Source organism: Streptomyces sp. NPDC111802, assembly GCF_055634335.1.
Genome location: NZ_JBVKCZ010000001.1, coordinates 206,548 through 230,353 on the forward strand (window position 1 = coordinate 206,548; position 23,806 = coordinate 230,353).

General features: G+C 70.6%; 19 protein-coding genes and 1 riboswitch. Of the genes, 10 read left to right on the forward strand and 9 right to left on the reverse strand.

Going from position 1 to position 23,806, the window contains the following annotated elements; genetic code table 11:
* Positions 1-31: 31 nt before the first annotated feature.
* Positions 32-889: a S1 family peptidase gene (locus ACZ7NC_RS00960; protein WP_471483743.1), complete on the forward strand. Its 858-nt coding sequence runs from the start codon at positions 32-34 to the stop codon at positions 887-889.
* Between the two features lie 110 nt (positions 890-999).
* Here the strand turns inward: ACZ7NC_RS00960 and ACZ7NC_RS00965 are convergent, their stop codons facing one another.
* Positions 1,000-1,230: a DUF7455 domain-containing protein gene (locus ACZ7NC_RS00965; protein WP_383408983.1), complete on the reverse strand. Its 231-nt coding sequence runs from the start codon at positions 1,228-1,230 to the stop codon at positions 1,000-1,002.
* A 443-nt stretch (positions 1,231-1,673) separates the two neighbouring features.
* Here ACZ7NC_RS00965 and ACZ7NC_RS00970 point away from each other — a divergent pair, with 443 nt between their 5' ends.
* The 3 genes from ACZ7NC_RS00970 (at position 1,674) to ACZ7NC_RS00980 (ending at position 6,078) form a co-directional block, all read left to right on the forward strand.
* On the forward strand, positions 1,674-3,797 hold the full coding sequence (locus tag ACZ7NC_RS00970; protein WP_471483745.1) for a DNA gyrase/topoisomerase IV subunit B: 2,124 nt from the start codon (positions 1,674-1,676) through the stop codon (positions 3,795-3,797).
* 227 nt (positions 3,798-4,024) lie between these two features.
* On the forward strand, positions 4,025-4,489 hold the full coding sequence (locus tag ACZ7NC_RS00975) for a DUF485 domain-containing protein (RefSeq protein WP_471483748.1): 465 nt from the start codon (positions 4,025-4,027) through the stop codon (positions 4,487-4,489).
* On the forward strand, positions 4,486-6,078 hold the full coding sequence (locus ACZ7NC_RS00980; RefSeq protein ID WP_471483749.1) for a solute symporter family protein: 1,593 nt from the start codon (positions 4,486-4,488) through the stop codon (positions 6,076-6,078). Before ACZ7NC_RS00975 ends, ACZ7NC_RS00980 begins: the two co-directional genes overlap by 4 nt.
* A gap of 149 nt (positions 6,079-6,227) precedes the next feature.
* Here ACZ7NC_RS00980 and ACZ7NC_RS00985 read toward each other — a convergent pair whose 3' ends face one another.
* The 5 genes from ACZ7NC_RS00985 to ACZ7NC_RS01005 form a co-directional block, all read right to left on the reverse strand.
* Entirely contained in the window at positions 6,228-6,908 is a 681-nt protein-coding gene (locus tag ACZ7NC_RS00985) for a response regulator (protein ID WP_471483750.1), read from the reverse strand.
* Positions 6,905-8,581, reverse strand: a complete 1,677-nt coding sequence (locus ACZ7NC_RS00990; RefSeq protein ID WP_471483751.1) for an ATP-binding protein — start codon at positions 8,579-8,581, stop codon at positions 6,905-6,907. Before ACZ7NC_RS00990 ends, ACZ7NC_RS00985 begins: the two co-directional genes overlap by 4 nt.
* Positions 8,582-8,744: 163 nt before the next feature.
* Positions 8,745-9,689: a sucrase ferredoxin gene (locus ACZ7NC_RS00995; protein ID WP_471483752.1), complete on the reverse strand. Its 945-nt coding sequence runs from the start codon at positions 9,687-9,689 to the stop codon at positions 8,745-8,747.
* A gap of 288 nt (positions 9,690-9,977) precedes the next feature.
* Positions 9,978-10,214, reverse strand: a complete 237-nt coding sequence (locus tag ACZ7NC_RS01000; RefSeq protein WP_031486357.1) for a hypothetical protein — start codon at positions 10,212-10,214, stop codon at positions 9,978-9,980.
* A gap of 218 nt (positions 10,215-10,432) precedes the next feature.
* A complete protein-coding gene (locus ACZ7NC_RS01005; protein ID WP_471483754.1) occupies positions 10,433-10,930 on the reverse strand; it encodes a DUF6082 family protein in 498 nt (165 codons plus the stop codon).
* Between the two features lie 377 nt (positions 10,931-11,307).
* On the opposite strand from ACZ7NC_RS01005, the gene ACZ7NC_RS01010 reads away from it, so the two are divergent.
* Positions 11,308-12,438 (forward strand): CobW family GTP-binding protein, encoded by a 1,131-nt coding sequence (locus ACZ7NC_RS01010; protein WP_471483755.1) that lies wholly within the window; start codon positions 11,308-11,310, stop codon positions 12,436-12,438.
* Here the strand turns inward: ACZ7NC_RS01010 and ACZ7NC_RS01015 are convergent.
* Complete coding sequence (locus ACZ7NC_RS01015) at positions 12,435-14,891, reverse strand: DNA gyrase/topoisomerase IV subunit A (protein ID WP_471483757.1); 2,457 nt, start codon at positions 14,889-14,891, stop codon at positions 12,435-12,437. The genes ACZ7NC_RS01010 and ACZ7NC_RS01015 overlap by 4 nt on opposite strands.
* 316 nt (positions 14,892-15,207) lie before the next feature.
* A complete protein-coding gene (locus ACZ7NC_RS01020) occupies positions 15,208-15,510 on the reverse strand; it encodes a hypothetical protein (protein WP_471483758.1) in 303 nt (100 codons plus the stop codon).
* On the opposite strand from ACZ7NC_RS01020, the gene ACZ7NC_RS01025 reads away from it, so the two are divergent.
* The 4 genes from ACZ7NC_RS01025 to ACZ7NC_RS01040 all read left to right on the forward strand — a co-directional run bounded on the left by ACZ7NC_RS01025 (position 15,509) and on the right by ACZ7NC_RS01040 (position 20,310).
* Entirely contained in the window at positions 15,509-16,861 is a 1,353-nt protein-coding gene (locus ACZ7NC_RS01025) for a M16 family metallopeptidase (protein ID WP_471483760.1), read from the forward strand. The genes ACZ7NC_RS01020 and ACZ7NC_RS01025 overlap by 2 nt on opposite strands.
* Positions 16,858-18,246: a M16 family metallopeptidase gene (locus ACZ7NC_RS01030; RefSeq protein WP_471483762.1), complete on the forward strand. Its 1,389-nt coding sequence runs from the start codon at positions 16,858-16,860 to the stop codon at positions 18,244-18,246. Before ACZ7NC_RS01025 ends, ACZ7NC_RS01030 begins: the two co-directional genes overlap by 4 nt.
* Before the next feature lie 223 nt (positions 18,247-18,469).
* Positions 18,470-18,632: riboswitch (cyclic di-AMP (ydaO/yuaA leader) on the forward strand.
* Between the two features lie 13 nt (positions 18,633-18,645).
* Positions 18,646-19,431: a M23 family metallopeptidase gene (locus tag ACZ7NC_RS01035; RefSeq protein WP_471483763.1), complete on the forward strand. Its 786-nt coding sequence runs from the start codon at positions 18,646-18,648 to the stop codon at positions 19,429-19,431.
* A gap of 183 nt (positions 19,432-19,614) precedes the next feature.
* Positions 19,615-20,310: a GntR family transcriptional regulator gene (locus ACZ7NC_RS01040; RefSeq protein WP_471483764.1), complete on the forward strand. Its 696-nt coding sequence runs from the start codon at positions 19,615-19,617 to the stop codon at positions 20,308-20,310.
* 189 nt (positions 20,311-20,499) lie between these two features.
* Here the strand turns inward: ACZ7NC_RS01040 and ACZ7NC_RS01045 are convergent, their stop codons facing one another.
* On the reverse strand, positions 20,500-20,781 hold the full coding sequence (locus ACZ7NC_RS01045; RefSeq protein WP_029382363.1) for an HPr family phosphocarrier protein: 282 nt from the start codon (positions 20,779-20,781) through the stop codon (positions 20,500-20,502).
* A gap of 177 nt (positions 20,782-20,958) precedes the next feature.
* Between ACZ7NC_RS01045 and ACZ7NC_RS01050 the strand changes: the two genes are divergently transcribed.
* A complete protein-coding gene (locus tag ACZ7NC_RS01050; RefSeq protein ID WP_471483766.1) occupies positions 20,959-23,805 on the forward strand; it encodes a bifunctional acetate--CoA ligase family protein/GNAT family N-acetyltransferase in 2,847 nt (948 codons plus the stop codon).
* The last annotated feature ends 1 nt before the right edge of the window (position 23,806 follow it).

Below are 23,806 nucleotides of genomic sequence, written 5' to 3' on the forward strand. Positions count from 1 at the left end.
TTCCCATGACCACCCGAGAGTGAGGAGCGTCATGCGTCGTCCCTTTGCCCGGGCGCTGGCCCGGCCCTTGGTTATGGCGGCCGTGGCGTCCGCCGTACCGCTGGTGTCCGCCGCCCCTGTGGCCGCCGACAGCGTCGTCGTCGGCGGGTTCCCGGTGAATGTGTCCGCCAGCCCCTGGACCGTGGCGCTGTCCAGCCGTGACCGGTTCGGGGGTACGCGGGCGGGTCAGTTCTGCGTCGGGGTGGCGGTGGGCCGGTCCACCGTGCTCACCGCGGCCCACTGTCTGAGCGAGGAAGTCCTGGGATCGCCGCCGGAAGAGGTGCGCGACTTCACGGTCATCTCGGGCCGTACGGATCTGCTGTCGGGCCGGGGACAGGAGATCCGCGTCCGTGCCGCCCGGGTGAATCCGGACTACGACAGTGACAGCAACGCCGGCGACTTCGCCGTCGTTACTCTCGCCCAGCCCCTTCCCGCGAGCGCCGTCATCGGGATGGCGGGCCCGGGCGATCCCGCCTATGTGCCGGGGACGCAGGCGCTGGTCTACGGGTGGGGGGACGTCACGGGCGCGGGCCACTATCCGCGCGGCCTGCGGGCGGCCCGGGTGCACGTACTGCCGGACGCGCTGTGCCGGCACGCGTATCCGGGTGAAGGTGACGGCAGGTATCTGGCGGACAGCATGCTCTGTGCGGGGGAGCGGGTGGGAGGCCGGGATGCCTGTCAGGGGGACAGCGGGGGGCCGCTGGTCGCTCAGGGGAGGCTGATCGGGCTCGTGTCCTGGGGCAACGGATGTGGTCGCGCCGGCAGTCCCGGCGTGTACACGCGGGTGTCCGAGGTCGTACGGGCCATGGGATGGCGGGCCGCTGTGCCGGGGGGCCGGGCGGGTCGCTGACCGGGGCCCAGGGCTCTCGGAGTATGAGCGAGGGCGGTCGCCCCTGCTGTCAGGGACGACCGCCCGTCAGCCGGCCTGTGCCGGAGCTGGCTCGTCGTGGATGCGAGGTATCAGCGCTCTTCTTCGGAAGCGGTGCTGGGAACGGTCGTCAGCCGCTCCGTCTCGTCCTGTATCTCAGCGGCGATCTTCTTGAGTTCCGGCTCGAACTTGCGGCCGTGGTGGGCGCAGAAGAGCAGCTCTCCGCCGCTGAGCAGGACGACGCGTACGTACGCCTGTGCGCCACAGCGGTCGCAGCGGTCAGCGGCCGTCAGCGGGCTCGCGGGGGTCAGAACAGTAGTCACGTCGCCTCTTCTCTAGCTCGACGAGCTGTCGTACCAGGGTCAACATCCAACCAGCCCCAAATCGTTCCCGCTCGCGGCTTCTCCCAGAGAGAAATTTTCGGGGCGGCCGGCTGCTGCCGGCTTGGCGGCGAATGTGCCGTATTGCGTGTCCAGGCGTGCTTACGGTTTCGCGCTGTCGGTCAAGGTCGGTCCTCCCGGCTGGCTTGCCGGTTTGTTCATGAGGACGTGCCCGGAGCCTAAATGGTTCATGCCCGGAAGGGAACGTGATATGTACTTCACCCCATCGAGGGATCGAACAAGCATACGACCCTGGACTAGTCTGTGTTTCGCACGAGGGTGGCGTTACATCGGCTCTACCAGGCCTCGGTACCCTCTTGACGGCGACCGAAGCCGCGCCCTTACCCATCAGGGCGCAACCTGAAATTCAGCGAGGAGCGAACCGCGTGACCGCCGAGACGTCCGTGCCGTCCACAGCGCTGCTGGCAGGAGCAGACCGGGACGGTTCCAACTACACCGCGCGGCACCTGCTCGTCCTTGAGGGGCTCGAGGCCGTGCGCAAGCGCCCGGGCATGTACATCGGATCGACCGACAGTCGCGGTCTGATGCACTGTCTGTGGGAGATCATCGACAACTCCGTCGACGAGGCCCTCGGCGGCTACTGCGACCACATCGAGGTGATCCTCCACGACGACGGTTCCGTGGAGGTCCGGGACAACGGCCGGGGCATCCCGGTCGACGTCGAGCCCAAGACCGGCATGTCCGGCGTCGAGGTCGTCATGACCAAGCTGCACGCCGGCGGCAAGTTCGGCGGTGGCTCGTACGCCGCCTCCGGCGGTCTGCACGGTGTGGGCGCCTCCGTGGTGAACGCCCTGTCCGCGCGGCTCGACGTCGAGGTGGACCGCAGCGGCCACACCCACGCCATCAGCTTCCGGCGCGGCGTCCCCGGCGCCTTCGCCGCCGACGGCCCGACGGCCAAGTTCGAGGCCAAGAGCGGCCTGCGCAAGACCAAGAAGATCCCCAAGACCCGCAATGGCACGCGCGTGCGTTACTGGGCCGACCGCCAGATCTTCCTCAAGGACGCCAAGCTCTCCCTGGAGAACCTGCACCAGCGCGCCCGCCAGACCGCGTTCCTGGTGCCCGGCCTGACCATCGTCGTCCGCGACGAGTTCGGCCTCGGCGAGGGCGGCAGCAAGGGCGAGGAGTCCTTCCGCTTCGACGGCGGCATCAGCGAGTTCTGCGAGTACCTGGCCACCGACAAGCCGGTCTGCGACGTCCTCCGCCTCGCCGGGCAGGGCACCTTCAAGGAGACCGTCCCGGTCCTGGACGAGCACGGTCAGATGACCCCGACGCAGGTCACCCGTGAGCTCGAGGTCGACGTCGCGCTGCGGTGGGGCACGGGGTACGACACGACCCTGAAGTCGTTCGTGAACATCATCGCCACCCCCAAGGGCGGCACCCACGTCGCGGGCTTCGAGACGGCCGTGACCGGCACCATGAACGAGGTGCTGCGCACCAAGAAGATGCTGCGCGTCGCAGAGGACGACATCGTCAAGGACGACGCCCTGGAGGGCCTGACCGCGGTCGTCACCGTCCGGCTCGCCGAGCCGCAGTTCGAGGGCCAGACCAAGGAGGTCCTCGGCACCTCGGCGGCCCGGCGCATCGTGAACACCGTGATCGCCAAGGAGCTCAAGGCGTTCCTGACGTCCACCAAGCGGGATGCCGCGGCACAGGCGCGCGTGGTGCTCGAAAAGGCCGTCGCCGCCGCCCGTACGCGCATCGCGGCCCGCCAGCACAAGGACGCGCAGCGCCGTAAGACGGCTCTGGAGTCCTCCTCGCTGCCGGCCAAGCTCGCCGACTGCCGCAGCGACGACGTCGACCGCAGCGAGCTGTTCATCGTCGAGGGGGACTCCGCGCTCGGCACCGCCAAGCTCGCCCGGAACTCCGAGTTCCAGGCGCTGCTGCCGATCCGCGGCAAGATCCTCAACGTCCAGAAGTCGTCCGTGACCGACATGCTCAAGAACGCCGAGTGCGGCGCGATCATCCAGGTCATAGGAGCGGGGTCGGGCCGGACCTTCGACATCGACGCCGCCCGCTACGGCAAGATCATCATGATGACCGACGCCGACGTCGACGGCTCTCACATCCGCACCCTGCTGCTGACGCTGTTCCAGCGCTACATGCGGCCGATGATCGAGGCGGGCCGGGTGTTCGCCGCGGTTCCTCCGCTGCACCGGATCGAGCTCGTCCAGCCCAAGAAGGGGCAGGACAAGTACGTGTACACGTACTCGGACCGTGAGCTGCGCGACAAGCTCATGGAGTTCCAGAGCAAGGGTGTGCGGTACAAGGACACCATCCAGCGGTACAAGGGTCTCGGTGAGATGGACGCCGATCAGCTGGCCGAGACGACCATGGATCCGCGCCATCGCACGCTGCGGCGGATCAGCCTCACCGATCTCGAGGCGGCCGAGCGAGTCTTCGATCTGCTGATGGGCAACGACGTGGCGCCGCGCAAGGAGTTCATCTCGAGCTCGGCGGCGACGCTGGATCGGTCGCGTATCGACGCGTAGTCGCCGCGCTCGCTGGGGCCGGGAGTCGGCCTCTGCTTCGCCTTCGCCTGTTTCGGGTTCCCACCCACACCGCCCGTGCGACTTTCGTCGTCGGGTGGTGCGGGTGGCTCCTATGGGGGGTCCTAAGCCCTCGGCGACCGCAGGTCCTCGTGGGCTGAATCACCTGATGGGGTGAAGCGGGCGGAGAAGCCGAGTCGGCGATCTTTCCGTTCTGTCCATGCTTGGGCATGCACTCAAGCGATGGTCATCCCCGCGAAACCACAGGTGCGCGGTACGACGATCCCTGGTACGACGCCCTCGCCTCCGGGTGGGGGGAAATGGACGGTACGGACGCTCCCGAGGTCGCCGCCCCGCCCGTCGCGGGTGATGTGTACCTGGAGGTGCAGCGCAGCCCCGCCTTCCGCGAAGTGCGCAGCCGCTACCGGCGGTTCGTGGTGCCGGCGGTCGTCATGTTCCTGTCCTGGTACGTGGCGTACGTCGTGGCCGCCACAACCGCGCCGGGGCTGATGGCACGGCCCGTCGTGGGCGCCGTGAACGTCGCGATGCTCGCGGGACTCGGTCAGTTCCTCACCACCTTCGTGCTCACCTGGGCCTACGCCCGTCACGCGCGACTGTGCCGGGACCGGGCGGCGCTCGAACTGCGCTGGGACACCCAGGAGTTGACGCGCGTCGCGAAGGGTGGTGCAGCGTGACGGTCGACCATCAGACGCTGTCGCTGCTGCTGTTCAGCGTGTTCGTCGCGATCACACTGGCGATCACGACATGGGTGAGCCGCAACCGGCGTGGTTCCGCGGAGGAGTTCTACGCGGGCGGCCGGCTCTTCACGCCCATGGAGAATGGTTTTGCCATCGCCGGTGACTACATGTCGGCGGCGTCCTTCCTCGGTATCTCCGGTCTCATCGCCCTCTTCGGCTACGACGGGCTGCTGTACTCGGTGGGTTTCCTCGTGGCGTGGCTGGTGGTGCTGTTCCTGGTGGCCGAACTGGTCCGCAACTGCGGGCGGTTCACGCTCGCCGACGTGGTCGCCGCACGGATGCGTGAGCGCCCCGTGCGGATCGCGGCGGGAACTTCCTCGGTCACCGTGTCCGTTCTGTATCTGGTGGCGCAGATGGTGGGCGCGGGCACCCTGGTCGCCCTGCTGCTCGGGGGCAAGGGCGAGGGGGCGCAGGCCTGGACCGTCATCGGCGTCGGTGCGCTCATGGTGATCTATGTGTCGTTGGGAGGGATGCGGGCCACCACCTGGATCCAGATCGTCAAGTCGGTCCTGCTGCTCGGCGGCACCGTCGCGTTGACCGTGCTCGTCCTGCTGCGCTTCCACGGCGACTTCGATCAGCTGCTGCTCACGGCGGCCGAGCGCAGTGGTCACGGAGACGCGTTCCTGGCCCCCGGCCTGAAGTACGGCGGTGACTGGACGGCCCGCTTCGACTTCATCAGCCTGGGCCTCGCCCTGGTGCTGGGCACCGCGGGACTGCCGCACATCCTGTCCCGCTTCTACACCGTGCCCACCGCCCGCGCGGCACGGCGCTCCGTGGTCTGGGCGATCGGGCTCATCGGCGGCTTCTATCTGATGACCATCGTCCTGGGCTTCGGCGCGGCCGCGATCGTCGGACCCGAGGCCGTACGAGGGTCGAACGCGGCCGGGAACACGGCGGTTCCGCTGCTCGCGCTCGATCTGGGCGGCGGCGCGGACTCCACCGGAGGAACGGTTCTCTTCGCCGTCGTCGCCGCCATCGCCTTCGCCACGATCCTCGCCGTGGTCGCCGGAATCACCCTCTCCTCCTCGGCCTCCGTGGCCCACGACCTGTACGCCTCACTACGGCGCCGACACGCCAAGCCCCGCAGCGAGGTGGCCGTGGCACGCGTTGCCGCGGTCGGCATCGGGGTCGTCGCGATCGGCCTCGGACTGCTGGCCCGCGACCTGAATGTCGCGTTCCTCGTGGGCCTCGCCTTCGCCGTCGCCGCGTCCGCCAATCTGCCGGTGCTGCTCTACTCACTGTTCTGGCGGGACTTCACCACACGCGGGGCCGTATGGGCCGTGTACGGCGGCCTGATCCCGGCCGTGGTCCTGGTGCTGCTGTCGCCGGTGGTGTCGGGCAGCCCCGAATCACTGTTCCCCGACGTCGACTTCCAGTACTTCCCCCTCCAGAACCCCGGCCTCGTCTCGATCCCGCTGGGCTTCATCGCGGGCTGGCTGGGCACCGTCACCTCGGCCGAGGTCCCCGACGAGGCCAAGCACGCCGAGACCGAGGTGCGGTCGTTGACGGGGGCGGGGGCGGTCTAGAGCGGCGCCTTGGCTGTCGTACGGCTCTCCCCGCCGTCGTATGGCCGAGGTCACCCGTGCGCTGTCGAGCGGTCGGCTGACGTTTCGGCGGTCGGCGTCCGTATGAAAGGGCGGGCACGGTTCCTTCCCCCGCCCCCACGGGCCGTGCCTCAGGCGCGGGTCGCCCACACGTAACGGTGTTCCGGGCGGCCCGCGTCCCCGTACTTGAGGGTCAGACGGGCGCGTCCCGTGCGTTCCAGGAGCTTGAGATAGCGCTGGGCGGTCTGGCGGCTCACGCCGGTCCGCTCGGCGATCTCCTGGGCCGACAGGGGGCCTTCGGCGTTCATCAGGGAGCGGCGGACGAGTTCCGCGGTGGTGGGGGAGTGGCCCTTGGGCAGATCCGGTTCCGAGGGGGCGGACAGGGCGCCGAAGATGCGGTCCACCTCGGCCTGTTCCGCCTCGCCGCCGCCGTCGAGGGTGCGGCGCAGCTCCGCGTAGGCCTCCAGCTTGGCGCGCAGCCCGGCGAAGGCGAAGGGTTTGACCAGGTACTGGAGCGCCCCGTGCCGCATCGCCGCCTGCACGGTCGTGATGTCCCGCGCCGCCGTCACCATGATCACGTCGGCCTGGTGGCCGCGCCGGCGCATCTCCTGGACGACCGCCAGGCCCGTGTCGTCGGGCAGATAGTGATCCATGAGGACCAGGTCCACCCGAGGCAGCTCCTCCACCCGGCGCAGCGCCTCGGCCGCGCTGTGCGCCTCGCCCGCGACACGGAAGCCCGCCACCTTCTCGACGTAGGCGGCGTTGACCCGCGCGACACGCGTGTCGTCGTCCACGACCAGGACCTCGATCATCGCGACTCCTCCTCGGCGACGGTGGGCGGATCCGACGGCACGGTGAGAGAGGGCTCCAGGTCCGGCTCGGCCAGTGCCTCGGGCAGTACGACGGCGAACTCCGCGCCCCCGCCGGCCGCCTCGTCCACCGTCGCGCTCCCGCCCTGCCGTTCGGCGAGCCTGCGCACCAGGGAGAGGCCGATACCGCGCTCGCGGTGGGCCGGGCGCTCCTTGGTGGACCACCCATCGGTGAAGATCAACTCGCGCTGCTCCTCGGGGATTCCCGGCCCCGTGTCGCGCACCCTGAGGATCGCGGTACGCCCCTCGGCCCGCAGTTCGACCTCCACGCGCGCGTGCGGCGTGCCCGCGACGGCGTCGAGGGCGTTGTCCACCAGGTTGCCGACGATCGTGACGAGCCCCCTCGGGTCGATCAGCCGGTCCGGAAGCCCCGTGCGATCCGAGAGCCGCAGCGCGACACCGCGCTCGGCCGCAACGGTCGCCTTGCCGACCAGCAGGGCGGCGAGCAGCGGGTCCTGGATCTTCTCGGCGACCTGCTCGGCGGTGGCGCGGTGATCACCGACGACCTCGCCGACGAACTCCACGGCGTCGTCGTACATCTCCAGTTCGAGCAGTCCGAGGAGCGTGTGCATGCGGTTGGCGTGCTCGTGGTCCTGGGCGCGCAGGGCGTCGATCAGGCCGCGGGTGGAGTCGAGTTCCCGGCCGAGCTGCTCCAGCTCGGTGCGGTCGCGCAGGGTGGCGACGGCGCCGCCGTCGTCGGTGGGCATGCGGTTGGCGACCAGGACGCGCTGACCGCGGACGGTGAGCAGATCGGTGCCGGTCACCCGGCCGGCCAGTACGTCGGTCGTACGGCCCTCGCCGAGCGCCTCGTCCAGGGACCGGCCGACGGCCTCGTCGCCGATGCCGAGCAGGCGCCGTGCCTCGTCGTTGAGGAGGCGGATACGGCCGCCTCGGCCCAGGGCTACGACGCCCTCCCGGATGCCGTGCAGCATCGCCTCGCGCTCCGCGAGCAGCGCCGAGATGTCGGAGAAGGCCAGGTCACGGGTCTGCCGCTGGACCCGGCGGGAGATGAGCCAGGCGGCCAGCGCGCCCACCGCGAGAGCGCCGCCCGCATACGCGAACAGCCCCGGGATCGCGTGCAGCAGCCGGGCCCGCACACTGTCGTACGCGATACCGACCGAGACGGCCCCGACGATCTTCCCGTCGCCGTCGCGCAACGGAACCTTGCCGCGCGCGGTGCGGCCGAGCGTGCCGCTGTCGATCTGCATGACCTCGTGCCCGGCGAGGGCCTGGCCGGGGTCGGTCGAGACGAGCCGGCCGATCTCGCTCGGCGTGGGATGCGACCAGCGCACCCCGCGCCGGTCCATCACGACGATGTACTCGGCCTTGGTCGCCTCACGGATCCGCTCCGCCTCCCGCTGGACCGGGCCGCCGGCCGTCGCGGGCGTGCTCTCCAGGTCCTCGGCGATCTGCGGCTGCACGGCGGTGGTCTGCGCGATCGACAGCGCGCGGCGCATCGCCTGGTCGTCCAGCTGGTCGCTGAGCGGGGCGAGAAACAGACCGGTCGCGAGCACCGCGACTCCCGCGGCGATCGCCACCTGCATCAGCAGCACCTGCGCGAACATCCGCCGGGGCAGACCGAGGCGCAGGCGACGGGCGGGGGGAGTGGGGCTCATACCCATGACGGTACGTGGGGGTGGGGGAGCGGCCGTAGAGGGATGTGGCGGGGATCTCCTGATCGGTGCGGGTCGGTGCGGGTCGGTGCGGGTCGGTGCGGGACAGGCGGGGTGTGCGGGCCACGTGGTCGGCCTGGCCCGGGGCGAACCGCCCGTCCCCTGGTCAGCTCGCGAGTGCCGTCGCCACCCTGAGCTCGCGCACCGCCACCACGTCCATCCGGCCGGGCGAGCCGAGCACCGACGTCCCGCAGCTCTCCGGGCGGGGCGGCAGGGAGGCGCCCTGGGCCACGCTGACCCGCCAGGTGCGTCCGTCCGCGTGGGCGACGGTCACCTCCCACCGCGGGGCCGCGCCGTCCGTCCGTACGACGGTCAGCGCCTCCGCGGCGTCCTCGCCCGTGGCCCTGCGCACGGCCAGCTCGGCCGCCTGGCCCGGTCGATCCCAGGCCGAGTTCCCGCGGCAGCCCTCGACGACGATCCGCCCGTCCCGGACGCCGTGCAGGACGTCCTTGACGGCGTGGGCCTGCGCCCGGCCGTACGCATAGCCGTACGGCAGCACGAGCAGGGTCGGGGAGAAGCGGTGTCCGCCCAGATGGGTCACCTCCCAGACGCCGTCCACGCCGGAGGCGGCGAGCTCGGCCGCCAGCGGGCGGCCCAGGAGGGCGCAGCAGCGGTCCCGCTTGCCGTTGGTGCAGACGAGCGCGAGCGGGTGGCCTGTGTGGGGACGTCCCTGGAGAACCGAGTCGAAGGTGTGGTGGTCACCCATGCCGAGGGCGGCGAAGTCCAGGTCGAGCAGCTGCTGGGGGTCGCTGATCGTGGCGGCGCGCAGCCACACCTTTCCGGGCACGGTGTGGGCCACGTAGACCTGGCGCTCGGCGACGCCGCCGCAGTCGGCGTGCCGGCCGGGACGGCGGATCAGCGCGACGCGTACGCCGGTGCCCTGCGTGGCCGCCTCCAGGGCACGGCCCAGCGCGGGGTCCAGGTGGCTCTGGGTGAGCGCCTTGGCACCCCACGGACCGGACTGCTCCAGCAGCAGCCAGGTCGTCGCGGTCGCCGCGGTCCCCGCGATGGGCTCGTCGAGGTCCTGCGAGACGGTTGAGCACGTACTCACAGAGGTGAGCCTAACCTGACTTGAGTCGACGTGACTGCTTGAGGGGGCTGCTGTGCCGCTGCGGTCGTGGTGGGAGGCGCCTTCGGGGCTCGGGAACGAGCCGGGAAGCGGGCCGGGAAACGCGTGTGGCCTGGTGCCGTTCTGGCGCCAGGCCTCATCGGTGGAGATCGAGCAGTGACGGGGTGCCGGCTGCTCGCTGAAACGACGGCCCGGCTCGCGCAACGGTTGCTCGCGGCCGGGGAGTGACGGTACGGGTCTGGGGTGGGGACGCGTGCTCGTGCGGTGGTCTCAGGCGTCGGGAATGTCTGCCTTGGCGCGGATGAGAGTCTCCCGGCTGACGATGACGATGCGCTCGTAGTCGGCGCGGGCGGCATCGGCGGGCAGTTCCGGCTCAAGCGCCTCGGTGGCCTCGGTGCCGATGACAGCGAAGTTTCCGTCGCTGAGCTCGAACACGTCCGGGCAGGTGGCTCCTGAACTACTGCCTCGGGCGCTGGGAGGCACACCGATGCGGCGCACGATCTTCAAAGGTACCGGTCCTTAGGAACAAAGGGCTGGGCATAGTGGTGGGGAGCACGTTACTGGTGTTGCTGAGCGTCCTGTATCTGGATGTCGAAAAGTCACCCAGTCGCGCCCAGTCTGCTCCGTTGTTGACCGCCTGGGTTGTGCGAGCCGGGAACGCAGAGCGGATCGGAGCCGGGGCCGCCTCCGTGTCCGTTGGCCACCAGGAACGTCGCAGTCTCAGGTCAGTCGGTGGGCGGGTTACCGACCACCCACCAATCGTCCGTGTCGGATTCGTCCAGGTCGCGGGCCAGACCGTCGACCATGTGCCCCAACTGGGCCTCCACAGATGATTCGTCCAGGCTTGCGCGCATATGCCGCGATGCTTCCCAGTACTCGCGGAAGACCGGGCTCTGGAAGAACTCCCGCAGGCGTGTGTACAGCTCCTCGCGATCCAGGAGTTCTGCCTGATAGAGGTGGTAGAGGTGGACGTACCAGGCGTTGGCGTACAGGAACTGACGGCGCCTCTCCGCCGGGATGCTCTGGTCGTAGGTGTCGATCACGGCGGCGAGCGAGGGATCGTCGATCGCCCTCGCCAGCAACTCCCAGTGCATGCGCTGCTGATGAGCCAGAGCCGTTCGCCGGATCGCGAGTTCCTCGAGTTCGAGCTGTCGCTCGTGCAGGCGTGTCTTCTCGGACCGCCGTTGACGCGCTGCCAGCGTCACGGTGGCGGTGGCTGCCAAAAGAGTGAGCGCGGCGGAACCCAGCCTCCGTGCGGACCGTTTCCGTGTGGCCATGTCAATTACCCCCGATCAGGCGGCCGTCCGCCGGTCGTCGGGGTGCGGGTCGACTGGAGGGGACCGGCGAGCGGTGGGCGGCGCTTGCCGTCTCCCAGAGTGCCGAGCGGCTCTGATCGGCGGGGAGGCGGAGAGGAGGCGCACGGAGGGAAGCGAGGGTCGCACGCTCCGGCGTCATGCCCAACGTCTGCCCGGCAAGTGCTGCTAACAATCGTTCACTTCGCGGTGATTCTTCCGGCTCGTATCCTGGGTCGGCATTCAAAACTTCGTCTCTGCGCCGAGCCGCGAGCCGGTGCACCCGTCGGCGTGAGAAAGGTCGCACGTTGAGCCAGCAGAGCCCCGGCCCGCAGCAGATTCCGGTCGTCGTACTCGCCGGATTCCTCGGCTCCGGCAAGACGACTCTGCTCAACCACCTCCTCCACCGCAGCGGAGGCACCCGCATCGGGGCCATCGTCAACGACTTCGGCGCCATCGAGATCGACGCCATGGCCGTCGCCGGCGCGCTCGGCGACTCCACCGTCTCCCTCGGCAACGGCTGCCTGTGCTGCGCGGTCGACGCCAGTGAGCTGGATGTCTATCTGGAGCGGCTCGCCCGGCCCGGCACCGGCGTCGACGTCATCGTCATCGAGGCCAGCGGGCTCGCCGAGCCCCAGGAACTCGTGCGCATGGTGCTCGCCAGTGAGCATCCGGGGATCGTGTACGGCGGGCTCGTCGAGGTCGTCGACGCGGCCGAGTTCGACGGCACACGAGCCAAGCATCCCGAGGTCGACCGGCATCTCGCCCTCGCCGACCTCGTCGTGGTCAACAAGCTCGACCGGGCGCCGGACAGTGAGCGGGTCCTCGGGCTGGTGCGCGACCTCGCCGAACGCGCCGCCGTCGTCCCCGCCACCTACGGCCGTATCGACCCCGGGTTCCTTTTCGACTGCCGGCCCAGCGAGGAACGCATCGGGCAGCTGTCCTTCGACGACCTGCACGAGCACACCGACGACGGCGATGAGCACGACGGTCACCACGCTCACCTGCACACCGCCTACGACAGCCTGTCCTTCGTCTCCGAAGATGCCCTCGATCCGCGCCGGTTGATGGGATTCCTGGACAGCAGGCCGGAGGGGCTGTACCGGATCAAGGGATATGTCGACTTCGGCCCCCACGACACCGCGAACCGCTACGCCGTGCACGCCGTCGGTCCGTTCCTGCGCTTCTACCCGGAACCTTGGGCCGACGCCGACGCTGACGCACGTCTCACCCAGCTCGTCCTCATCGGCTCCGGCATCGATTCCGCCGCCCTGGCCAAGGAGCTGGAGGCATGCAAAAGCGACGCCCCGCACGCCGACGAGCATGGCATGTGGGGCGTCCTGCGCTACGTACAAGGCCCGGACGGACGAGGCCCGGACGGACCAGGCCCGGACGGACCAGGCCCTGACACGCAGGGCCTCGACGACCCGTCGGCCTAGATCGGCCCCGCCACCACCGACACCGTCTTGGCCAGCGACACCCCGGAGCCGTCGCGGCGCGGATCCATCTCAGGGAGCTCCACCGGGGTGCCGTTCTTCTGTGCGGCTCGCGCCGGGGTTGCGCCCGCCCAGGCCAGGGACAGACAGTCCTCGCCCTTCAGGAACCGCTGGCAGCGGACACCGCCCGTGGCGCGGCCCTTGCGCGGGAACTGGTCGAACGGGGTCAGCTTTGCCGTGGTCTGGACGGAGTCGTCCAGCGTGCCGCGTGAGCCCGCGACCGTGAAGACCACCGCGTCGGCCGCCGGGTCCACCGCGGTGAAGGAGATGACCTCCGCGCCCTCGGTGAGCTTGATGCCTGTCATGCCGCCGGCGGCGCGGCCCTGGGGGCGGACCTGTGCGGCCTGGTAGCGCAGCAGCTGGGCGTCGTCCGTGATGAAGACCAGGTCCTCCTCACCGGTGCGCAGTTCCACCGCGCCGACGATCCGGTCGCCCTCCTTCAGCGTGATGACCTCCAACTCGTCCTTGTTGGACGGGTAGTCGGGCACCACACGCTTGACGACGCCCTGCGCCGTGCCGATCGCCAGGCCGGGGGACGATTCGTCGAGCGTGGTCAGGCAGACCACCGTCTCGCCGTCCTCCAGGGACACGAACTCCGACAGCGGCGCGCCGCCCGCGAGGTTCGGTCTCGACGCCGTCTCCGGCAGCTGCGGCAGATCGATGACGTTGATCCGCAGCAGCCGGCCCGTGGACGTCACCGCGCCCACCTCGCCGCGGGCCGTGGCCGGCACCGCCGAGATGATCACGTCGTGCTTGGAGCGCTTCGCGTCGCCGTCCTCCGCGAACGGGTCGCCGTTCGCCGTACGGGCCAGCAGATCCGTCGAGGACAGCAGCACCCGGCACGGGTCGTCCGCCACCTGCAGCGATACGGCGGTGACCGGGGTGCCCGCCGACTCCAGCAGCACCGTACGCCGCTCGGTGCCGAACTTCTTGGCCACCGCGGCCAGTTCGGCGGAGACCAGCTTGCGCAGCTCGGCGTCCGAGTCGAGGATCCGGGTCAGCTCGGCGATCTCCTGGTTGAGCCGCTCCTTCTCGGCCTCCAGCTCGATGCGGTCGTACTTGGTGAGACGGCGCAGCGGGGTGTCGAGGATGTACTGGGTCTGGATCTCGGACAGGGCGAAGCGCTCCATCAGGCGCTCCTTCGCCTGTGCGCTGTTGTCGCTGGAGCGGATCAGACGGATGACCTCGTCGATGTCGACGAGCGCCGTGAGCAGGCCCTCGACCAGGTGCAGACGGTCGCGTCGCTTGCCGCGGCGGAACTCGCTGCGGCGCCGTACGACCTCGAAGCGGTGGTCGAGGTAGACCTCCAGGAGCTCCTTGAGGCCCAGGGTGAGGGGCTGGCCGTCGACCAGTGCGACGTTGTTGATGCCGAAGGACTCCTCCATCGGCGTCAGCTTGTACAGCTGCTCCAGGACCGCTTCCGGCACGAAGCCGTTCTTGATCTCGATGACCAGGCGCAGGCCGTGCGCGCGGTCGGTGAGGTCCTTGACGTCGGCGATGCCCTGGATCTTCTTCGAGCCGACCAGGTCCTTGATCTTGGCGATGACCTTCTCGGGACCGACCGTGAACGGCAGCTCGGTGACGACCAGGCCCTTGCGGCGCGCGGTCACGGTCTCGATCTCGACGGTGGCGCGGATCTTGAAGGTGCCGCGGCCCGTCTCATAGGCGTCCCTGATGCCGGCGAGGCCGACGATACGGCCACCGGTGGGCAGGTCGGGGCCCGGGACGTACTTCATCAGGGCGTCCAGATCCGCGTTCGGGTGGCGGATCAGATGGCGGGCGGCGGCGATGACCTCGCCGAGGTTGTGCGGCGGCATGTTCGTGGCCATACCGACGGCGATGCCCGACGCCCCGTTGACCAGGAGGTTCGGGAAGGCGGCGGGCAGCGCCACCGGCTCCCGCTCCTGGCCGTCGTAGTTGGGCGCGAAGTCGACCGTGTCCTCTTCGATCGACTCGGTCATCAGGCTCGTCGCCTGGGCCTGCCGGCACTCGGTGTACCGCATGGCGGCCGGCGGGTCGTCGTTGCCCAGCGAGCCGAAGTTGCCATGGCCGTCGACCAGCGGGACGCGCATCGAGAAGGGCTGGGCCATGCGCACCAGGGCGTCGTAGATCGATGCGTCGCCGTGCGGGTGCAACTTACCCATGACCTCGCCGACGACGCGGGCGCACTTCACATAGCCGCGGTCGGGGCGCAGGCCCATCTCGTTCATCTGGTAGACGATGCGGCGGTGCACCGGCTTGAGGCCGTCACGAGCATCCGGCAGGGCTCGGGAGTAGATGACCGAGTACGCGTACTCGAGGAAGGAGCCCTGCATCTCGTCGACGACGTCGATGTCGAGGATCTTCTCCTCGTACGAGTCGTCGGGCGGCGGGGTCTTCGTGCTGCGGCGGGCCATCGCTGCCGGCTCCTTGCTGAAGCGTTTGACGGATATGACGCGGACCATTGTGGACCGCGGCACTGACAACCACCGACCAGGACCCGATGTTGGCCTCCCGCACGGCGCGTGAGAAGTGTCGCCGACACATGGGCCCGACGGCGACCGAGGGTGGCGATCGGGCATCAACCGTCCAGGTCGACAGGGTGCTTGCCCCCGGGTGGGCAACGTGTCCGGTGCCCTGCCGGCGGGCGGTCCGCGGATGTCGTACTCAGGTCTTCGAGGCCGGCCGCAACGGTGCGCCGATCACGGCGGCAAGCTCACGCCGCGAGAGCGTTCACTCGCCGGAGTGATCGACAGGGAGCCGTGCGAGGCCCTCGGTGAGGGCCTGGACGGAGCACGGCACGCCGGTCACCCGCGTGCCACCGCCACCCGGCACCGGGTACTCGCGCCGAAGATCGCGCGGTGGGCCCGGGCCCAGCAGCAGCGCGGGAATGAAGCCCGCCCCCACGCCCCGCACCCGAGGCGTTCTGAACGGGAACTTCGCCGAGCCTTCGGACGCTGCATACAGTGGCAGGAACTTTAAGCCGAACTGCTCGGCACAACGCAGTGCACGCGACCGGAAGGACACCTTGCCCATGGGTCACACGGCCACACCGGAGGCACAATCCGGCGGCCTCACCGCGACGGAGCACCGACTGGCCAACGGCCTGCGCGTGGTGCTCTCCGAGGATCACCTCACGCCGGTCGCCGCGGTCTGCCTCTGGTACGACGTAGGCTCCCGCCACGAGGTCAAGGGCCGTACCGGACTCGCCCACCTCTTCGAGCACCTGATGTTCCAGGGCTCGAGCAGCGTGAAGGGCACGGGGCACTTCGAGCTCGTCCAGGGCGCCGGTGGCTCGCCGAACGGCACCACCAGCTTCGAGCGCACCAACTACTTCGAGACCATGCCCGCCCACCAGCTGGAGCTCGCGCTGTGGCTGGAAGCCGACCGCATGGGCAGCCTCCTGGTGGCGCTCGACGAGGAGGGCCTGGAGAACCAGCGGGACGTCGTCAAGAACGAGCGCCGCCAGCGCTACGACAACGTCCCGTACGGCACCGCCTTCGAGAAGCTGACCGCGCTGTCGTACCCGGACGGACACCCGTACCACCACACGCCGATCGGCTCGATGGCCGACCTGGACGCGGCCAGCCTGGAGGACGCCCGCGCGTTCTTCCGCACCTACTACGCGCCCAACAACGCCGTGCTGTCCATCGTCGGCGACATCGACCCCGAGCAGACGCTCGCCTGGGTCGAGAAGTACTTCGGCACCATCCCGTCGCACGACGGCAAGCCCGCCCCGCGCGACGGCTCGCTGCCCGAGGTCATCGGCGAGCAGCTGCGCGAGGTCGTCGAGGAGAACGTCCCCGCGCGCGCGATGATGGCCGCCTACCGCCTCCCGACGGACGGCACGCGCGAGTGCGACGCGGCCGACCTGGCGCTGACCGTGCTCGGCGGCGGCGAGTCCTCCCGCCTCTACAACCGGCTCGTGCGCCGCGACCGTACGGCCGTGGCGGCCGGCTTCGGCCTGCTGCGCCTGGCCGGTGCGCCCTCCCTGGGCTGGCTGGACGTGAAGACCTCCGGCGATGTCGAGGTCCCCGTCATCGAGTCGGCAGTCGACGAGGAGCTCGCGCGCTTCGCGCAGGAGGGCCCCACCGCCGAGGAGATGGAGCGCGCCCAGGCCCAGCTGGAGCGCGAGTGGCTGGACCGGCTCGGCACGGTCGCGGGCCGCGCCGACGAACTGTGCCGGTACGCCGTCCTGTTCGGCGACCCGCAGCTCGCGTTCACCGCGGTCAAGCGCGTCCTCGACGTCACCGCCGAGGAGGTCCAGGCGGTCGCCAAGGCGCGGCTGCGTCCCGACAACCGCGCGGTGCTCGTGTACGAGCCGGTCGCCGAGGACGAGGAACTGGAAGCCGCCACCACCGACGAGAACGAGGAGTCGGCCCAGTGACCGAGCTCGCCAGCATGGAGTTCCACCCGCGGCCCCAGGCCGGCCAGGCCCGGCCCTGGGCGTTCCCGGCGCCCGAGCGCGGCAAGCTGGACAACGGCCTGACGGTCCTGCGCTGCCACCGCCCCGGCCAGCAGGTCATCGCCGTCGAGGTGCTCCTGGACACGCCTCTCGACGCCGAGCCCAAGGGCCTCGACGGGATCGCCACGATCATGGCGCGCGCCCTGTCCGAGGGCACCGACAAGCACACCGCCGAGGAGTTCGCCGCCGAGCTGGAGCGGTGCGGGGCCACGCTCGACGCCTACGCCGACCACCCCGGCGTCCGCGTCAGCCTCGAAGTGCCGGTCTCCCGCCTGAGCAAGGCGCTCGGCCTGCTCGCCGACGCCCTCAGGGCGCCCGCGTTCGACGACAACGAGGTCGAGCGCCTGGTGCGCAACCGGCTCGACGAGATCCCGCACGAGCTGGCCAACCCCTCGCGCCGTGCCGCCAAGGAGCTCTCCAAGGAGCTGTTCCCGGCCACCTCGCGCATGTCCCGCCCGCGCCAGGGCACCGAGGACACCGTCGCCGGCATCGACTCCGCGGGCGTACGCGCCTTCTACGAGCGGCATGTACGCCCCGCCACCTCCACCGTGGTGGTCGTCGGCGACCTCACCGGAGTCGACCTCGACGCGCTGCTCGGTGACACCCTGGGCGCCTGGACCGGCTCCCCGGCCGAGCCGCGGCCCGTTCCGCCGGTGACCGCGGACGACACCGGGCGCGTCGTCATCGTGGACCGTCCCGGCGCGGTCCAGACGCAGCTGCTCATCGGCCGTGTCGGCCCCGACCGGCACGACCGTGTGTGGCCCGCGCAGGTGCTCGGCACGTACTGCCTCGGCGGCACCCTCACCTCCCGCCTGGACAAGGTCCTGCGCGAGGAGAAGGGCTACACCTACGGCGTGCGCGCGTTCGGGCAGGTCCTGCGCTCCGCCCCGGACGGCACGGGCGCGGCGATGCTCGCCATCAGCGGCTCCGTCGACACCCCGAACACCGGCCCGGCTCTGGACGACCTCTGGAAGGTCCTGCGCGGTGTCGCCGCCGAGGGGCTGACCGACGCCGAGCGGGACTTCGCCGTGCAGAACCTCGTCGGGGTGGCACCGCTGAAGTACGAGACCGCCGCCTCCGTGGCGAACACGCTGGCGGACCAGGTCGAGCAGCACCTGCCCGACGACTACCAGGCCACGCTGTACCAGCAGCTCGCCGCCACCGGCACCGTCGAGGCCACCGCCGCGGCCGTGAGCGCTTTCCCGGTTGACCGTCTGGTGACGATCCTCGTCGGCGACGCGGCCGAGATCCGGGGGCCCGTCGAGGCCCTCGGCATCGGCGAAGTCACCGTCGTGGCAGCCGAGTAGCCGGACTTACGACGCCACGCGTGCGGAGGGGCCCTGGTGACGAAAGAGTCACCAGGGCCCCTTTGTGCCCGAATTGCCGAGAGGTATGCCCGAATTGAGGAGAGGTTGCCTGTCTGGCCTGTGGGATGCGCTACAAAAGCCCTGATCCGTTTGGGGATTGAAAGATGCCCCGTTTAGCGTCTTCCGGGCTGTCCGTCAGGCAGTGCGCCGCACCCGCGGCACCGGACAGCCATCGCCGAGTCCCCGTACGGCGCGAGCCAGGGGAGCCGGGGACCCATCGAAGTCCCTGGGGTGAATCGGACGCCCGCGCAAGCGCGAGGGGGTCCGTAGGAGACCTTCCTGCTCCGAACCCGTCAGCTAACCCGGTAGGCGAGAAGGAAGGAAAGGATCAGCCACTCCATGGCGTTCACCTGCGCCACCGGGAAGAACCGCCCCACCGGGAAGCATCGTCGTCCCAGCCGGTTCGAACGCACCACCGCCCGCGCGGCCGGCGTCGCCGCGCTCACCGCCACCGGTGTCATAGGCACCCTGGCCGCTCCGGCGCTCGCCGCCGAACCCGCCGCGGAGCAGACCGGCCTCATACCGGTCATCACCGTCGAGAACTCGATCGCCGACCAGCTCGACGCCCAGGCCGCAGCCCAGGAGCGGGCCGCCGAGCAGGCCGCCGCCGCGAAGAAGGCCGCCGTGGAGGCCGCGCGTCTGAAGGCGGCCGAGAAGGCCAAGCAGGAGCGCGCGGCCAAGGAGCGCGCCGCCCGTGAGGCCGAGCGCAAGCGCCTGCTGTCCTACGTCGCCCCGATCGCCAACTCGTATGTCTCCACGGGCTACAAGTCCGGCGGAGCCATCTGGTCCTCCGGCAGCCACACCGGCATCGACTTCCACGCCGCCAGCGGCACCTCCGTCCACGCGGTCGCCTCCGGCACCGTCGTCGAGGCCGGCTGGGGCGGGTCGTACGGCAACAACATCGTGATCAAGATGAACGACGGCACGTACACCCAGTACGGCCATCTGTCGTCCATCGGCGTCTCGGTCGGTCAGACCGTCACCCCCGGACAGCAGATCGGCCTGTCCGGCGCCACCGGCAACGTCACAGGGCCGCACCTGCACTTCGAGGCCCGCACCACGCCGGAGTACGGCTCCGACATCGACCCCGTCGCCTACCTGCGCTCGCACGGCGTGAACGTCTGACGGCGTCGCACCTCCCCGAAGCCCCGGCTCCCGAGCCGGGGCTTTCGGTTTCCGAACCGATCCGCTGACCAAAAAATATCCATGGATTCCGGCCCCCCGTCGGAAATTCCGGCCGGTTGCCATAGAGTCACTGCGAACACGTCATTCGTCGACGTTTCACGGGGATTAAAGCGGAGGTCGGTCATGCGTATTCCGGCGCATTCGGTGTGCACGGCGATCCGGGACGACATCGTCGCCGGTGTCTACGAGCGTGGCGGCCGACTCACCGAGGAAGTCCTCGCCCGCCGCTACGGCGTCTCCCGCGTCCCCGTCCGGGAGGCTCTGCGGACCCTGGAGGCGGAGGGCTTCGTCGTGACCCGTCGGCACGCGGGCGCGTGCGTCGCCGAACCGACCGAGCAGGAGGCCGCCGACCTGCTGGAGATGCGCACCCTCCTGGAGCCGCTCGGTGCCTCCCGGGCCGCCCAGCGGCGCACCGAGGCCCATCTGAAGGTCCTGCGCGGCCTGGTCAGGCTGGGCCAGGAGCGGGCCAGGCGCGGAAACAGCGAGGATCTGCGCTCCCTGGGCAACTGGTTCCACGAGACGCTGGCCCAGGCCTGCGGCAGCCCCGGCCTGACCTCGGTGCTGACCCAGCTGCGCCACAAGATCGCCTGGATGTACGCGGTGGAGGCACCGGCCAACCCCGTGGAGTCCTGGACCGAGCACGGCGCGATCGTGGACGCGGTGGCGCGCGGCGACGGCGAACGCGCCCGCGCGATCACAGCGCTGCACACCGAGCGCGGGCTCCCCGGGCACCGGCTGCGGTTCGGCTCCGGCGGAGAGCGCACGGAGCGTGTGAGGAATTCGCAACATCCCGTAAACATGCCGAGCCTGCGGCATTAACAAGCGCGCCGTATACAAAGAGGAGATATTTGGCGGCGGTGAATTTCCGCTGCCCTTTTTCGGGTGTGCCGTTAATTCTCGTGACGGCCTGCGGCAAAATCATGGCCGCCGATCGAAAACAGCGAAGCCGCGCCCGCCGGAAAGGCGGGCGCGGCTTCACCGTTCGCTACGGATACCCGCTCAGGTCGTTCAGACCGTCTCGGGCAGCTCCTCGAGGCCCTCGGCGACCAGCTTTGCCAGTCGGTCGAGGGCGGCGTCCGCGCCCTCGGCGTCGGAGGCGAGGACGATCTCCTCGCCGCCCTGGGCGCCCAGGCCCAGAACGGCCAGCATGGAGGCCGCGTTGACGGGGTTGCCGTCAGCCTTGGCGATCGTCACCGGGACGCCTGTGGCCGTGGCGGCTCGGACGAAGATGGAGGCGGGGCGGGCGTGAAGGCCCTCGGCCCAGCCGACGTTGACGCGGCGCTCAGCCATGTGATGCTGCCCTTCGGTTTTCAGGGTTGTCTAGACCAGTTTCCCACACCCGTGAAGCAAGCCGGACGGGACGAACGTCCCGTCCTCGGTGACCGTCGGGTCGCGGCCTCGACCCGACGTTCGTCCTCCACAGACTGCCTCGCGCCGTTGTCGTACGCGAGCCGTACTCTGGGCCCCATGCAGAGCGCCTCGGACCGGCACGAGTACCCCGCCCACTGGGAAGCCGACGTGGTGCTGCGCGACGGCGGCACCGCGCGCATCCGCCCCATCACCGTTGATGACGCCGAGCGCTTGGTCAGCTTCTATGAGCAGGTCTCGGACGAGTCGAAGTACTACCGCTTCTTCGCGCCCTACCCGCGACTGTCCGCGAAGGACGTCCACCGCTTCACGCACCACGACTTTGTGGACCGGGTGGGACTCGCGGCCACGGTGGGCGGCGAGTTCATCGCCACCGTACGCTACGACCGGATCGGCGCCGACGGAATGCCCGCGTCGGCACCCGCGGACGAGGCCGAGGTCGCCTTCCTCGTCCAGGACGCCCACCAGGGGCGCGGGGTCGCCTCCGCCCTCCTCGAACACATCGGCGCGGTCGCGCGCGAGCGGGGCATCCGTCGGTTCGCCGCCGAGGTGCTGCCCGCCAACAGCAAGATGATCAAGGTGTTCACCGACGCCGGGTACACCCAGAAGCGCAGCTTCGAGGACGGCGTCGTACGCCTGGAGTTCGACCTGGAGCCGACCGACCGCTCGCTGGCCGTGCAGTACGCGCGCGAGCAGCGCGCAGAGGCCCGGTCCGTGCAGCGGCTGCTGGTGCCTGGCTCCGTCGCCGTCATCGGCGTGGGCCGCACGCCCGGCGGGGTGGGCCGCAGCGTCCTCGGCAACATCAGGGACGCCGGGTTCACGGGGCGGCTGTACGCCGTGAACAGGGCGTTCCCGGAGGACCTCAAGGAGCTCGACTCGGTGCCCGCGCAGCGCTCCGTGCGCGAGATCGAGGAGCAGGTCGACCTCGCCGTGGTCGCCGTGCCGGCCGCTCTCGTCCCCGAGGTCGTCGCCGAGTGCGGCGAGCACGGCGTACAGGGCCTGGTCGTGCTCTCCGCCGGCTACGCCGAGAGCGGGCCCGACGGGCGCGAGCGCCAGCGCCAGCTCGTACGGCAGGCACGCGCGTACGGCATGCGCATCATCGGCCCGAACGCCTTCGGGATCATCAACACCTCCGCCGACGTTCGGCTGAACGCCTCACTCGCGCCCGAGATGCCCCGTCCTGGCCGGATCGGGCTGTTCGCGCAGTCCGGCGCGATCGGGATCGCGCTGCTGTCCCGGCTGCACCGGCGCGGCGGCGGGGTCACCGGGGTCACGGGCGTGTCGACCTTCGTGTCGTCCGGCAACCGGGCCGACGTGTCCGGCAACGACGTCCTGCAGTACTGGTACGACGACCCGGACACGGACGTCGCGCTGATGTACCTGGAGTCCATCGGCAACCCCCGCAAGTTCACCCGCCTCGCCCGGCGCACGGCCGCGGCGAAGCCGCTGGTCGTGGTCCAGGGCGCGCGGCACGGCGGCGCGGCACCCCAGGGGCACGCCGTCCGGGCCACCCGGCTGCCGCACGCCACGGTCTCCGCGCTGCTGCGGCAGGCCGGCGTGATCCGGGTCGACACCATCACCGAGCTGGTGGACGCGGGGCTGCTGCTCGCGCGGCAGCCGCTGCCCGCCGGGCCCCGCGTGGCGATCCTGGGCAACTCCGAGTCGCTGGGCCTGCTGACCTACGACGCGTGTCTGTCGGAGGGCCTGCGGCCGTTGCCGCCGCTGGATCTGACGACGGCGGCGTCGGCGGCGGACTTCCACCAGGCGCTGTCGCGCGCGCTCGCCGACGAGACGTGCGACGCGGTCGTCGTCACCGCCATACCGGCGATCGGCGACTTGTCGACCGGGGACGCCGAGCTGGCGGAGGCGCTGAGGACGGCGGCCGAGCGGGTGCCGGGCAAGCCGGTGCTGGTGGTGCACGTGGAACTGGGCGGGCTCGCGGAAGCCCTGTCCGCCGCGGCGAGCACCGCACCACGGGCGGACTCGAAGGCGCCCCGCGCCGTGGTCCGCGCCCACCCGATCCGCCCCCTCGACTTCCCGGCCGAGATCCCGCCCGAGCCGTCGGACACCTCCGAGAACGCCCCCCGCCTCATCACCGCCTACCCCGCCGCCGAACGGGCCGTCCGTGCCCTGGGCGAGGCCGTCAAGTACGCGCAGTGGCGGCGCGAGGCGGCCGAGCCCGGCAAGGTGCCCGAGTACGAGGACATCGACGAGAAGGGCGCCGCCCGGCTGATCGACGGGCTGCTCGCGCGCGGGCAGGGCCTCACGCTCGGCACGGACGAGACCTGCGACCTGCTCGGCAAGTACGGCATCCAGGTGCACCGCGCCCTGCACGCCCCCACCCCCGACACGGCCGCCGACGCCGCCCGCACCCTGGGCTACCCCGTCGCCCTCAAGGCCACCGCCCCGCACCTGCGGCACCGCGCCGACCTCGGCGGCGTACGGCTCGACCTCGCGGACGAGGAGCAACTGCGGCGGGCGTACGCCGAGTTGACCGAGCTGTTCGGCAGGCCCGAGGAGCTGCGGCCGGTCGTGCAGAGCATGGCGCCGCGCGGCGTCGACACCGTCGTACGGGCCGTGATCGACCCGGCGGCCGGTGCCGTGCTGTCCTTCGGGCTCGCCGGAGCCGCCTCCCAGCTGCTCGGCGACATGGCGCACCGGCTGATCCCGGTCACCGACCGCGACGCGACCTCGATCGTCCGCTCGATCCGGACGGCACCGCTCCTCTTCGGCTGGCGCGGCTCCGCGCCCGTCGACACCCCGGCCCTGGAGGAGCTGCTGCTGCGGGTGTCGCGGCTGGTCGACGACCACCCCGAGGTCGTCGCGGTCACCCTGGAGCCGGTCGTCGTCGCCACGCACGGTCTGAGCGTGCTCGGCGCGTCCGTGCGCCTCGCACCGCCGCCCGCGCGCGACGACCTCGGACCGAGGACCCTCCCCACGTACTGAG